The following is a 12232-nucleotide window of genomic DNA, read 5'->3' as shown; positions in this document are numbered from 1 at the left end:
CCTAATCAATTCTGCACCGCGCCGGCCATTCTGGGCGCCGTCAGGTCGGCGCGCGGTGTGGTGCGCAGCTCGCGCGAGATGAAGTCCTCGACGTCGAACAGATCGCCCGCGGCCCGGTCGATAACCGTCAGCAGTGTGGTCATCCCGGCGACATCTTCCACCTGTTCCTTGAGGAACCATTGGATGAACTGCTCGCCGAGATAGTCGCCCGCGGCGCGGGCGGTCCGGGCCAGTTCGGTGATCTGCGCATTGCGGGCGCGCTCGGATTCCAAGAGGAACACAACGGCGCCGCGCGGCGATTCGAACGTCGGTTGCACGGCGTCCAGGCCACCGACCTGCACCTCCAGATCGCGGTCCAGGAGATACTGCACCATGCGCAGGGCATGCGAGCGGTGCTCGGCGGACTTGCCGTAGCTGTGCCTGGCCAGCTGCGGCAGGCGATTCGAATCGAAGTAGACGGCCGCGGCCAGATATTGCTGCGCGGCGGTGAAGCCACGACGGATCTGGTCCCGTAGCAGGGCGGGGAAGGGCTGGTCAGCATCGATGTCGGGCATAGGCCCGACGCTACCTCGTCAGAAGATCGTCCGGGATCGGTTGGTCCTTGGCGAGGTCGTCGAAGAATTGACCTGCTCGCTGCTTATCCCACAGCAGCACATTTCCGCTGTCGGTATCGGTGAACCCGCCGATCGGGACGGTGGTCGCCACCGTATCGCCGCGCATCGCCCAGCCGAGTTGGCCCAGGTTCCAGATGTGATCGCCCTTATCGACCTTCAGCGATTTCGCGGTGTCGCGGGCCAGCGGCCACAGCGTGAACGGGTTGGCGAGTGTGCCCGCGCTGGTCGCCTTCTTCAGCAGGGCGGCCATGAACAGGCGCTGATGGTTCATCCGGTCGATATCCGCGAGAGCGGTCGCGCGGCTGCGCACGAAACCCAGCGCCTGCGGGCCGTCCAGCGTCTGGCAGCCCGCCTGCAGATTGATGCCGGCGAGCGGATCGTCGATGGCCTTGGGCACGCAGATATCGATGCCGCCGAGGGTATCGACGATGCCCGCGAAACCGCCGAAGCCGATCTGCGCGTAGTGATCGATGTGCACGCCGGTGGCGGTCTCGACGGTCTGCACCAGCAGCGGCGCGCCGCCGAAGGCGAAGGCGGCGTTGAGCTTGTCCTTGCCGTGGCCGGGAATGCTCACATAGGAGTCGCGCGGCAGGCTGACCAGCGTGGTCGCACCCGATTTCGGGATGTGCACCAGCATGATCGTGTCGGTGCGCTCGGGTCCGACCTCACCGCCGGTGGCGAGTTCCTGTTCCTGTTCGGAGGTCAGCCCGGCCCGGCCGTCGGAGCCGACGAGCAGCCAGTTGGTGCCGGGGGTGTCGCCGACGCGGCCGGAGTAACCGGCCAGTGCGTCGATCCGATTGAGCGAACCGTCGAGTTTGATGACGGCGCCGACTACCGCGAGGACGAGCACCACCAGCAGCACCAGGAACCAGCGGAACAGATGCAGTTTGCGGCGACGGCGCGGCGGTCGGGGTTCGCGCTCCCGGCGCGACGGCGGCATCGCGGGCGGTGGCGGGGGGACGTCGCGGCGTGGGCGCAGGTTCTGCGGATCCTGATACGGGACCGGCTGCTGAGGTGGCGCATAGCCGGGAACGCCGCGGGCTTGGGGATCGCGGTACGGCTGTGGCTGCTGGGTCGGCGCGTGGGACGGTCTCGGTTTGCGGGGTGGCATATGCGTTCCCGCGGGCTCCGGCGGCACTTGTGAATACGCCAAGGGCGGCGCGTGGTTGGACCCGTCGCGCCGGATCACCTTGGTTGGTTCGATGCGCTGACCAGGATGTGCCGGTCCATGTGGTTCGCGACGGCCCGGGTTGTGCGGTTCGCGTCGCTGCGGCGGCATGGACGGCGTGCTCGGATTTTCGAAGGGTTGCCGCATTCGGCGCGTCCGCTCGTAGTGCTGGGGGTCGTCGCCGTTCATCACACAGACTTTACTGATCGCGGGCCGTCGGGGGGCTTGACGAGCGGCCGGAAGTTCGTTCGCTCACATGAGCGCTGCTGGATAATTCGCCGTCCGGACCCGCGCGTTACGGCAACCAGGAAACGTGACCGCGCAGAAATGTATAGCCGATATAGGCGACCGCATCGATCGTCGCGTGCGCGAGCACCAGCGGCCACAGCCGGTTGGTGCGCTGCCAGAACCGGCCGAAGATCACACCCATCACCAGATTGCCGAGTCCGCCGCCCAATCCCTGATACAGGTGATAACTGCCACGCAATAGCGCCGAGGCAGCCAGCGACCGGTTCTCCGACCATCCGAGCCTGCGCAGGCGGGTGATGAGAAAGGCCACCACCAGAATTTCCTCGGCCGCCGCATTCGCACAGGCGGCCACAATGAGCGCGGGCAGGCGCCACCAGTGGTCACCGAGCGAACTCGGCACGATCCTCACGCTGAACCCCAGCGCATGCGCGGCCAAATACAGCCCGAGGCCGGGCAGCCCGATGACCGCCGCGAGGACCAGGCCCGGCACCACGTCGGAACGCCAACGGATCCGGGCCAATCCGATCAACCGCGGCCCGATCCCGCTGCGCCACAACAGATACAACCCCAATGCGCCCCACCCGGCCAGGCGCAACGCACTGAGCAACTGGAACAGCAGATCAATCGTGGATTGCGCCGCCCGAGTCGGATTGAGTGCGACCGTTCGACCGGCCACCCCGCCCGGCGCCAACGCGCTGTCGAGCAACGACAGCGCCGCATTCAACCCGCTCAACCCGAACGTCACGACCAGCACGACCAGAATCTCGAGCCGAATCCCGAACCGCTCCCGATCGGTCGACTCCGGCTCGTCCCACCCAGGACCGGTCTCAGCACGCATGCGTCCGAATGTATTGCCCCGACCGACCCAGCGGGCGCTGTGTGCGTCGCGATTGAGCGTTCGCTCCTGGCGATGTCGTGTGTGCGAAGGGGCGAGATCGGCGTCGGATCGATGCCCGGCATCGCCAACACCGCCTGCTCCGCATGGGCACACGCACTCCGAACCTGCTCAGCGGTAGACGGTGCAACGGTCGGTTTCGGCAAAGCAGAATCACTGATCGTGGTCGGCAGCGACGCGCACATCAACCAAGCCAGTGCAAGCCGACCCCGCGGCCAGAGCGACAAGGTCCACTATGCAGTCGGCACCGCCATCGCGGCACCGGTCGGCCGCAGGCTGCGGCGGCGCTGCGTGTGCGAACCACACGGGTCGGGGCAGCGCGCGGGTTGGGCGGCAGGTCGGGGCGGGTCAGATGCGGCGGAGGCCGTTCAGGAAGGGGCAGCCGGCGAGGGTGCGGACGGCTCGGCTGAGGGATTCGGTGTCGTCGGCGGGGGAGTTGAAGGGGAGGCGGAAGTCGTGGTCGCCGTCGTGGCCTTCGACGCGCAGGGTCAGGCCGTAGCGGTCGATGGCCAGTGGGTGCACGGTGCCGCGCTGCAGGCGGGGCGGGAGGTGGCGGGCGAGTTGGGCCACGATATCGGCGTGGTCGGCGTCCATATGCTGCAACCAGGCGGATTCCAGGGCACAGAACGGATCCGGTTGGGCCAGCCGGAGTTCATCGACGCAGACGGATTCGGCGCCGGTGGAATCGGCCACCACCGCGGAGTTGATCACCACGCGCAGCAGGGTCGAGGTGTACCCGACATCGAGCAGGTCGGGATGCGGATGTTCCTTGGCGACTTCGGTGGCCAGCGGCCGTTGCGCCTGCGTGGGCACCGCCCGCACCCAGCCGCGAAGCCAAACTAATGCACGGACGGGCTCCCGCAACGGCAGCGGCGCGTGATCGGTGAGCTCCAGCACCGCGGCCGAGCCGCCCTCGCCCGAACTCCCGGCCAGCACCGCCGCCATGGACGCGGTCGGCACCGCGATCACCGCATCCCCGCACTGCCGCACGTGATGCACCGAGATCGGCGTCGGATCGATGCCCGGCATCGCCAACACCGCCTGCTCCGCATGGGCACACGCACTCCGAACCCGCTCAGCGGTAGACGGTGCGACGGTCGATTTCGGCATGCAAACCTCCAGTGGAATTAGGTTACCCTAAGCTAAGTGACGCCCCTGCTTTCCGCAACTGTTCCCGTCACCCGGATCCTGAGAGTCCCCGCAGTTTTCGCCCACGTCCTCAGCGCCGCATCACTACGCACGGCACCGCCGCTGCCGCTGCCGCTGCCGCTGCGAGTGTTAGCCAGTGGCTACTGAGGTCGATGGTGAGCGCGGCTGGGTTGCGGGGCGGATGCGTGATCGATGGGTGCGGGTGGTGGGGTGGGCGGGCGTCGCTACGGTGGGGGTATGGCGGATGGAGTGCGGGCGGCGCATGGGGTGGCGGGGGAGCCGGTGCTGCTTTCGTTGGCGGCGCCGACGGCGGCGCGGCGCAGTCTGGACGATGGGTTGGTGCGGGCGGTCGGGACCGGGGAGGCGGGCGTTCGGATTCTCGACGCGGACGCGCCCGATGCCGAGATCGCCGATTTTCTGGCCGAAATCGCGCACTCCGATGGCGGGTTCATCGCGCGGACCTCCGATGGTGAGCGGGCGCTGGCTATCGTCGCGGGAACGGTTGCCGCCCTGTGCGGTGAGGATATTCGGGCGGCGCTGGCCGGGCCGGATATCGCCTTCCTGACCTCGTTGAAGCCGCCCGCGGTCGAGGCAGCGCGCAGCGTATTGCTGGCGATCGAAACCGATGCGCCCGACGATCTAGCAGGAACTCTGAGCATCCTCAGCGCACGCAAGTAATCTCGTAACCGTGCCGCGCATCGCGTACTTCGGGCCGTCCGGAACCTTCACCGAGATGGCCCTCGCCAAGCTCGAGTCCTCGCAAGCCTTCGACGGACCGGTCGAGCGGGTTGCCGCGCCCAGCCAAGGGGCGGCGCTCGACCTGATCCGGTCCGGCGATGTCGAGGGGGCCGTCGTGCCGATCGAGAGTTCGGTCGAGGGGTCCATCTCGGCGACGCTGGATTCGCTGGCCATCGGCTCGCGGCTACAGATCGTCGCCGAAACCGAGCTCGAGGTGAGTTTCGCGATCTTGGCCAGGTCGGAGACGACGTTCGCGGACGTTCGCACTCTGGCCGCCTATCCGGTGGCCGCGGCGCAGGTGCGGTTGTGGGTGTCGCGAACGCTGCCGGATGTCGAGATGTACACCTCGGCGTCGAATGCGGCCGCCGCCGAGGACGTCGCGGCCGGTCGTGCCGATGCCGCGGTCTCCACCGCGCTGGCCGGTGAGCGCCTGGGCCTGACGGCATTGGCGTCGGGTGTCGCCGACAACGAGCACGCGATCACCCGTTTCGTGCTGGTCACCCGACCCAAGGTCGCGCCGCCCGCGACCGGCGCCGACCGCACGTCGATCGTGCTCGAACTGCCCAACAAGCCGGGCTCACTGATGCGGGCGTTCGCCGAATTCGCCACCCGCGGGATCGATCTGACCAGAATCGAATCCCGGCCCACCCGAACGGGTATGGGCACCTACCGCTTCTATCTCGACTGTGTCGGGCATATCGACGACACCGCGGTGGCCGAGGCGCTCAAGGCACTGCACCGCACGGCGCGGATCCGGTTCCTCGGCTCCTGGCCCGCGACCTCGGCGACCGGCACCCCGCCGCCCTCCGACGAGCCCGCCGCGGAGTGGCTGACCCAGCTGCGCAAGGGGGTGGCCGACCTATGACAGGCAAGCTGATTCTCGTTCGCCACGGCGAAACCGAAGGCAATGTCGCGAAACTCTTGGACACCCGGATACCCGGCCTGCCGCTGACCGAACGTGGTGCGGCCCAAGCGAAGACATTCGGCGCGAGTCTGTTGAGACCGCCCAAGGCACTGTTCTGCTCGGCCGCGTTGCGCGCCAGACAGACCGCCGGATACATCGAGGCCGCGACCGGTGTACCGGTTGAAGTGCTCGACAATATCCACGAAGTCCAGGTCGGCGAACTGGAAGGTCTGCACAACGAGGAAGCGCACGCATGCTTCCAACGGATCTACCGCGCTTGGCACGAAGGCGATCTGGCCGAACGCGTGCCCGGCGGCGAGTCCGGATACGACGTCCTCGCCCGCTTCCTCCCGATCATCGAGGACCTGCGCACCAAATACCTGACCGACGGCAGCGACGGCGACATCCTGCTGGTCAACCATGGCGCCGCCATGCGCCTGGTCTCCCGCACCCTCAGCGGCATAGCACCGCCCTTCACCACGAACAACCACCTCGACAACACCGAAACCATCGAACTGGTTCCCCGCGCCATTGGCGGCTGGGAATGCATTCGCTGGGGCCGCTTCACCCCACCCTTCGGCTACGAAGTGGCCCCCACCGCCGACGACCCCATGGGCTGAAATCCCCAGGGGCACAGTGCCCCTGGGCTCCGCTCGGCCCTCAGGCCAACTTTGGATTCCTCGGAAACTCTTCCCGCTCCGGCAGGGAATGGATCAGATCCTCCACGGCCGCGCGCAGGCGGGCGGGAGTACCGCTGGCCAGCGACGACCACTTGGTGCCGTCGTCGGCCACGCTCGCCGTCGAGATGAATCGCCCGTTGCGGGTGTTGAACACGGCGATGTGTTTGTCGACGATATCGCGGGTGCCGTCCCCGTACAGCACGGCGGTTATCTGCGCATGCGAATGGATTTCGACTGCGGCCGAGGCGATGGCTTGCGCGTCCTGCGCGGGTTTGCCTACCTTTGCGAGTCGTTCGGCGGTGGCAGTGGCATCGCCGATGTCCTCGAAGATCGTGGCAAGCTCCTCGGTCGGTGCGTTCATGCCGTAGAGCTCGAGTGGCTGGGCCGTGCCGAGCGCCGCTATCACGGTGCCGGCCAAGTCGATTCCCACTTCGTCGATCACATACGAGTCCTGCCCGCGAAGGGCGACGACGGAAAGGTCGTCGCCCTTCGCCAGACAGAAACGACTCACGTACCCGTCGACGATCAGCCGCATGGCGATGATCCAGTGCGGCCGGTTCAGCACCCGCAGTCGGTCCTCCAAGTCGGGCTGAACCGCGTCGTCGATCAGCAGGTCCCGTTGTTCGAGCGACTCGGCCGCGCGGGCCATTGCCGCCCGATGCGTGGGCACGCTGTCGAAGCGGGCGTACGCGTTCAGCACAACCGGAAGGTCAGCGAGATCCAGCTTCTCGCGGAGAAACTGGATCTCGTCGGGCGAGAGCACGACCGCCTCGAGTGCGGACGGCCCACCACTGGTACCGAGGACGGTCACCCAACCGTCCCGGCGTTGGCGCCGATCACCCCGTCGGCGGCGAAGCGGCCGTCGGTGAAGTGATCGGACCGCAGGTCGACCTTGCTGTCGTGCTCGGACTCGTCGTCCTCGCCGTCACGCACCTGGTTGCCCAGCAGCGGGTTGCCCGCGCTGTTGTTGTTGTTCGACCGGGCCGGTGTGGCTTCGACAGATGCGACTGTCTCGGGTGCCGCCGTCGCGGTGTTGCCGCCGATCACGCTGCCCGTACCCCAGCCTTCCGGCAGCTTGAGCTGGGTGCTGCCCGCACCGGCCGAGGTTCCGGAGAACGAGACAGCACGGGTCGCGGCCGCACTGCCCGCAGTGGCCATCGCGCCACCCATCGCCATCGGGGCCATGGTGGACATCGCCGACGTGCTCGTCGCCGCGGTGACCGCATTGCTCGCCACACTGCCGACCGTTGTCACACCGGTGCTGACCACCGATCCGACTGCCTGCGCGGCCTGCGTGGCGGCACCGGCCACACCCGGGTTGGATACGAACGCCTGCACGGCGGCGACCGCTGTCGAGATCGGGTCGGTGGGCGCTTCGAATGCGGCGTCGGTGGTCCCGCTGGGATTGGCCTGGCCCGCGCCCGCGGCGATCGGCGGCGGCATCAGGAACTCGGCGGGTGTCGCCACCATCGCCGAGGTCGCCGCCTCATAGGTTTCCATCACCAGCGCCGCGCGGATATCCATGGCGTTCCTGGCGATCTCGGCGGCCTCCATGGCGCCGCTGACGGCGCCGGCCGGGTTGGTCGAAGCGGCCAACGCGGCATTGACGGCCGCGATTTCGGGCGGGCTCGGCATCGCGAGCGCGGCAACACCGTAAGCGATGACGTTCGCCGCGGCCTTGCCGCCCATCGCGGCGGCCTGCACACTCTGCTGTTCGGACCAGCCGAGGAAGCCGGTCAGCTTGCTGAGCGCGGCGATACCGTTGACGCCCTGCATGCCGACGCCGAGCTCGGCCATGACGCGGGCAACGGTGGTCGTCGCATCGACCCAGGCGGCGGTGAGCCCGCCCCACGCGGTAGCGGCGGCCGAAATCGGGACCGCGTGTGCGCCCGCGTGAAGGGTGGCCGAGTTGACTTCGGATGGCCGGGCGATCCACACGACCCCGGTAACTCCTGCAACCATGCTTGTAACTCCCCTGAATGTCTGAATGGTGGTTGAGGACAGCGGTGCGGGCTAGACCTGAATAGCGTTGGTTCCGGCGGCGCGCACGACGTCGCCGGCGATATGCTGCGCCAGCTGCATTCGCAGTGTCTGGGCGGCATGGTGCAGTTCGAGAATGCCCTGGGCGACGGAATGATCGTGGGTCACCGCGCCCTGGTTGAAGTGGCTGGCGGCGACGAGCGAAACCTCTTCGGTGCCAGACGGAATCACGTGCGTCGCCGGTGCGGTGATCATGGACGCTGCGGAAAGCCGCTCGGCGACCAGATCGAGTTCGGCCGCGGCGGCGAGAATGGCCTCGGGCGAGATCAGTACATGTCCAACCATGACTCGACTCCTTCTAGTGGCTATGGGGCGGAACCACGAGAATTCCCCCTTCGAGTGATAGGACGCGACAGCAACGCGATCGGTTCCATCGAATCCCCAAGTTTCTTTCTGGTCATCCGTGCTGGTTTCGCGCTCGTCGAGCCGAGCCCGAGTACAGCTTGGATAAGACTAGCCCCATCCCAGCTCATGCAACCGGTCTTCGTCAATGCCGAAATAGTGTGCAATCTCATGGATCACAGTGATCGCGACCTCCTCGACGACCTCGCGCTCATCGCCGCAGATGGCCAGAATCGCCTCGCGATAGATGGTTACGGTGTCGGGCAGCGCCCCGCCGTAGTGACTGTCCCGCTCCGTCAACGCGATTCCGTGATACAGGCCGAGCAGATGTGGATCCTCCGGATTGCGCGGTTCGATCAGCACGACCACATTGTCGATGGCACGGGTCAGTTCCGGCGGGATGAGATCGAGCGCATCGCCGACCAGTTCCTCGAACCGGTCCGCGGACATGGTCACCGACATCAGCGGGGTTGTGGCTGCGGTGGCAGCGGTGCGGCGCCGGGAAGCGGTGCGGGCGTTGAGCGTCCGGAGTTCGGCGGCGGCACCGGCGCCTGGCCGTTGATCAGGATCTCGCCCTTCGCCGAGCCGGTGATCGGCGCGAAGCCCTCCCGGTCGGTGCCCTTGCCGATCATGCAGTCCAGCTTGCGGCTGCCCGCCAGCCAGCTGCGGGCGTCGAGGTAGTCGAAGAACAGTGTCAGCGTCTTATTGCGCACCGCGTCGGGTGAGCCGAGGTAGTCGTTTGCCGCGCGTGCGCACTCGTCCTCCATGAACTTGTCCTGCTCCTCCTTGGCGGGCGGGCCGCCGGAAAAGCGCTGGGCGAGGTCGACGGTGGAGACGATTTCGACGGCGTGCGCCTGCGCGCAGTCCACCGGATCGGTGGGCAGATTCTGGTTGATGCCGAGGCAGGTGCCGGGTTCGAAGACCTTCGACTGATCGTGTTCGGCGGCGCTGCCGTTGGTCGGCAGCGGGGTGCCGGTGCTGCCGGAGAACTGGAGTCCGCAGCGAAGCGTCCGGTCGCCGTGCTTCCAGCCGTCCGGGCTGGGGTACATCAGGCCGACCACATAGCGACCGCGCGGATCGAACTTGCCGTTCAGATACTGCTCCACCGCGGGAGTGCAGTGCTCTTCCTTGAGTTCGGTCAGCCGCAGCGAGTCCGGGAAGCGTGAGCCGGGACCGAATTCCACGCCAGGGTATTTGGCCATATCGACATCGGCCGCGACCTCGAACAGGTGCTTGTTCGAGCACGCGACCTTCACCAGATCGCCACGGTCCTGTTTGCTCCAGCTGAGGCAATCGCCCTTGGCCGCGGTGCCGAACTCCCTGTCCAGCGCGGTCTGGCCGGGCGAACCCGGATTGTGCGCCTCCAGACGTTTGTCGTTGTCGTAGCCGGTGATGAACAGCCCGACCAGCGAGATGATCACGGCGCCCGCCGCGGCGGCGAGCAGGACCCAGCGCAGTTTCGGCGCGGACAGATGCAGTTTGCCGTCGGCGACGGCGTCGCGGTCGATGATCACCGACTGCGGGAACGATTCCGCGCGCGACGACTCGCCCGAGAACGGCTCGGATTCCTGCGGGTCATTGGTCACATCATCAGCAGACATCGCGGTCCATCATGTCAGCGTCTGATCGCTGGTGCCACGACCTGGTCGAATCGATCCGTAGCGCGCCGGTGGTGCCTATGCGAGGAGCTCAGCCGCGGAACGCGGACAGGAACAGGCCCGGCAATCGCGCTGGATTGGCGGTCGCGTAGAACTCCGTCAGCTTGCGTCCAGTCGCGGCCGCGGTGGCATTGGACACGAACCACGGCGGCTTCGGCGAGAGCGCCATCTCCCCGCGCAGCAGCGAACGCGGCGACGGCCGGAAGGGCCCGCTCACCACCGTGCGCTCCACATCGTCGAGCAGGAAAGCGTTGTGCACCACGCCGATTCCGCTCTGCACGTCATCGAGCGTGTGGCCCGGATAGGCGCCCCAGGATGCGCGCGGGGCCAAGAAGGCCAGTGCGGTCCAGGCATTCACGGCGATGGCCCCGTAGCGCAGCCGCTCGATGGCGCGGTCGAAGGCGATGCCGAGCCGCTTGATGGTGTTCGGGTGCGCGATCACGTTGGCGCCGAGTGTCCCGATCACCTCGTCGTTCGCGAAATCGACCGCGTGCTGTAGGAATTCGCCGCCGGTGTGCGGCAGTTCGACCACACCGAGCACCGGCGAGAAGTATTCCGTGCGCAGCAGCGGCGTTTCGGTCGGCGGCAGATGCTCGACGAGGACGCGCCCGCGATCTGGGCCGAGCCGCTCGGCGTCCGGATACGAATCCAGCGCCGCGGCGACCCGATCGTCGCTGCCCGGGTAATACGCCCGGCGCTGCGGCGCCCGCTCGATCGCGTCCCGCAACTCCGCCAGGAACCGCTCCTTCTGCGGCCAATCCGAGCTGACCACTACCGCCTGAGTGGCCACGCAGTTGTAGCCGCCGTTGTGCAGCCGTTGGGTCGCGACGTGTTCGGCCTGGAAGCGCAGGTCGGCGTCGTCCCATTCGCCCGGTACCACGATCGTCGGCGAGACGCCGCCGAGTTCGCTGGTGATCGGCTTGTCCAGCAGCGGCCGCCCCTCGGCTTTCCCGTCCGGGCCCCAGACGATCGCGTCGTGGGTGCGCATACTGCCGGTCATATGGACGTGCGCGATATCGGCGTGGTGCACCAGGTACCCGCCCGCCTCGGCCGCACCGGTCAGAATGCGCAGCACACCGAGCTCGATCAGCGGCGCGAAGACCATCTCGTACACCGTGTACAGCGGATCGGTGATCGGATTCAGCTTGAGCGCCACCACCCGGTTGTGGGCGTAGAGCTCGTACAGCACGTCCAGCGGCGGAATGGAGGTGATATTGCCCGCGCCGAGGACCGCGCCGACGCCACCGGTCGCGGTCGGATCGAGCTGGGCCAGCCCGGCGCGCCTGCGCGCGGTATCGGCGTCGACGCCGGGACGCAACCACACTTCGCCGTGAAAGCCGCTGAGCAGTAATCGGTCGTAGAGATCCAACGGCAGAATCGGCACCGCGACCCGCTCGCCGGGCGCCTCGGCCAACTCGACCCCGTCGAGCGGACTGCGCCCCTGCTCCAGCGCCGAGAGCGTGGCCGAGAGCGTGGCGGTGGCCTGCAGCAGCGTCATCGGACCCGACATCCACTCCTCGCCGACCAGCGGCGAGTCCGGATCCAGCCCCTTGATGGTGCGCGCGGCCCGCACCCACTCGTGTGAGAAGCGGCCGGTGCGGGTGTGGATATCGTCGAGAAGTTCGCGGCGACGCCGCAGCGGGGTGTGCGCCCATGTTTTCTCACCCGCGACCAGATCGGCCACTGCGTTATCAATAGCGGTTTCGTCGAAAGTTGTGCCCACAAGCCAACTATGCGCGCGTCCAGCCCCGCACGGTCCGCATCCTGGGATATCGGCGTGAAACAGCAATATCGC

At 67.4% G+C, this 12232-nt stretch carries 13 protein-coding genes; 3 read left to right on the top strand and 10 right to left on the bottom strand.

The annotated features are described in order from the left end of the window. Nucleotides 1–5 precede the first annotated feature (5 nt). From ACHQ4I_RS02220 to ACHQ4I_RS02205, 4 genes are all read right to left on the bottom strand, one after another. On the bottom strand, nt 6–554 hold the full coding sequence (locus ACHQ4I_RS02220) for a ferritin (protein WP_420769945.1): 549 nt from the start codon (nt 552–554) through the stop codon (nt 6–8). A gap of 10 nt (nt 555–564) precedes the next feature. Then, nucleotides 565–1971 carry an LCP family protein gene (locus tag ACHQ4I_RS02215; RefSeq protein ID WP_420769944.1) on the bottom strand — a complete coding sequence of 469 codons (1407 nt, stop codon included), beginning with the start codon at nt 1969–1971 and terminating at the stop codon, nt 565–567. A gap of 106 nt (nt 1972–2077) precedes the next feature. Further along, nucleotides 2078–2869 (bottom strand): CPBP family intramembrane glutamic endopeptidase, encoded by a 792-nt coding sequence (locus ACHQ4I_RS02210; RefSeq protein ID WP_420769943.1) that lies wholly within the window; start codon nt 2867–2869, stop codon nt 2078–2080. Nucleotides 2870–3274: 405 nt separating this feature from the next. Continuing rightward, the gene (locus ACHQ4I_RS02205) at nt 3275–4036 is read right to left on the bottom strand and encodes a DUF2470 domain-containing protein (protein ID WP_420769942.1); all 762 of its coding nucleotides are present in this window, start codon (nt 4034–4036) and stop codon (nt 3275–3277) included. Nucleotides 4037–4312: 276 nt separating this feature from the next. Here ACHQ4I_RS02205 and ACHQ4I_RS02200 point away from each other — a divergent pair, with 276 nt between their 5' ends. From ACHQ4I_RS02200 to ACHQ4I_RS02190, 3 genes are read left to right on the top strand one after another with little or no spacing between them, the layout of a single operon-like run. After that, nucleotides 4313–4753: a hypothetical protein gene (locus ACHQ4I_RS02200; protein WP_420769941.1), complete on the top strand. Its 441-nt coding sequence runs from the start codon at nt 4313–4315 to the stop codon at nt 4751–4753. A 10-nt stretch (nt 4754–4763) separates the two neighbouring features. Then, nucleotides 4764–5678, top strand: a complete 915-nt coding sequence (gene pheA, locus ACHQ4I_RS02195; protein ID WP_420769940.1) for a prephenate dehydratase — start codon at nt 4764–4766, stop codon at nt 5676–5678. Further along, nucleotides 5675–6337: a histidine phosphatase family protein gene (locus ACHQ4I_RS02190; RefSeq protein ID WP_420769939.1), complete on the top strand. Its 663-nt coding sequence runs from the start codon at nt 5675–5677 to the stop codon at nt 6335–6337. The genes pheA and ACHQ4I_RS02190 overlap by 4 nt, the downstream gene beginning before the upstream one ends. A gap of 40 nt (nt 6338–6377) precedes the next feature. On the opposite strand, the gene ACHQ4I_RS02185 is transcribed toward ACHQ4I_RS02190, so the two are convergent. From ACHQ4I_RS02185 to ACHQ4I_RS02160, 6 genes are all read right to left on the bottom strand, one after another. Then, the gene (locus ACHQ4I_RS02185; protein ID WP_420769938.1) at nt 6378–7208 is read right to left on the bottom strand and encodes an ESX secretion-associated protein EspG; all 831 of its coding nucleotides are present in this window, start codon (nt 7206–7208) and stop codon (nt 6378–6380) included. After that, entirely contained in the window at nt 7205–8359 is a 1155-nt protein-coding gene (locus ACHQ4I_RS02180; RefSeq protein WP_420769937.1) for a PPE family protein, read from the bottom strand. Before ACHQ4I_RS02180 ends, ACHQ4I_RS02185 begins: the two co-directional genes overlap by 4 nt. A 51-nt stretch (nt 8360–8410) precedes the next feature. Beyond that, nucleotides 8411–8722, bottom strand: coding sequence for a PE family protein (locus ACHQ4I_RS02175; RefSeq protein WP_420769936.1), 312 nt, complete (start codon nt 8720–8722; stop codon nt 8411–8413). A 168-nt stretch (nt 8723–8890) separates the two neighbouring features. Further along, nucleotides 8891–9241 (bottom strand): metallopeptidase family protein, encoded by a 351-nt coding sequence (locus tag ACHQ4I_RS02170; protein WP_420769935.1) that lies wholly within the window; start codon nt 9239–9241, stop codon nt 8891–8893. Continuing rightward, complete coding sequence (locus ACHQ4I_RS02165) at nt 9241–10380, bottom strand: septum formation family protein (RefSeq protein ID WP_420769934.1); 1140 nt, start codon at nt 10378–10380, stop codon at nt 9241–9243. Before ACHQ4I_RS02165 ends, ACHQ4I_RS02170 begins: the two co-directional genes overlap by 1 nt. An 88-nt stretch (nt 10381–10468) precedes the next feature. Continuing rightward, entirely contained in the window at nt 10469–12160 is a 1692-nt protein-coding gene (locus ACHQ4I_RS02160) for an aldehyde dehydrogenase family protein (protein WP_420769933.1), read from the bottom strand. Nucleotides 12161–12232 lie beyond the last annotated feature (72 nt).

Source organism: Nocardia nepalensis (genome assembly GCF_048910785.1).
Taxonomy (GTDB): domain Bacteria; phylum Actinomycetota; class Actinomycetes; order Mycobacteriales; family Mycobacteriaceae; genus Nocardia; species Nocardia nepalensis.
This window is presented reverse-complemented; position numbering and strand designations above follow the sequence as displayed.

What these genes read in the sequence shown, in the direction of transcription:
- ACHQ4I_RS02170 (WP_420769935.1), bottom strand. Translation starts at nt 9,241, where the DNA reads ATGTCGGTGACCATGTCCGCGGACCGGTTCGAGGAACTGGTCGGCGAT.
- ACHQ4I_RS02215 (WP_420769944.1), bottom strand. Translation starts at nt 1,971, where the DNA reads ATGAACGGCGACGACCCCCAGCACTACGAGCGGACGCGCCGAATGCGG.
- ACHQ4I_RS02200 (WP_420769941.1), top strand. Translation starts at nt 4,313, where the DNA reads ATGGCGGATGGAGTGCGGGCGGCGCATGGGGTGGCGGGGGAGCCGGTG.
- ACHQ4I_RS02180 (WP_420769937.1), bottom strand. Translation starts at nt 8,359, where the DNA reads ATGGTTGCAGGAGTTACCGGGGTCGTGTGGATCGCCCGGCCATCCGAA.
- ACHQ4I_RS02205 (WP_420769942.1), bottom strand. Translation starts at nt 4,036, where the DNA reads ATGCCGAAATCGACCGTCGCACCGTCTACCGCTGAGCGGGTTCGGAGT.
- ACHQ4I_RS02175 (WP_420769936.1), bottom strand. Translation starts at nt 8,722, where the DNA reads ATGGTTGGACATGTACTGATCTCGCCCGAGGCCATTCTCGCCGCCGCG.
- ACHQ4I_RS02210 (WP_420769943.1), bottom strand. Translation starts at nt 2,869, where the DNA reads ATGCGTGCTGAGACCGGTCCTGGGTGGGACGAGCCGGAGTCGACCGAT.
- ACHQ4I_RS02190 (WP_420769939.1), top strand. Translation starts at nt 5,675, where the DNA reads ATGACAGGCAAGCTGATTCTCGTTCGCCACGGCGAAACCGAAGGCAAT.
- ACHQ4I_RS02220 (WP_420769945.1), bottom strand. Translation starts at nt 554, where the DNA reads ATGCCCGACATCGATGCTGACCAGCCCTTCCCCGCCCTGCTACGGGAC.
- ACHQ4I_RS02165 (WP_420769934.1), bottom strand. Translation starts at nt 10,380, where the DNA reads ATGTCTGCTGATGATGTGACCAATGACCCGCAGGAATCCGAGCCGTTC.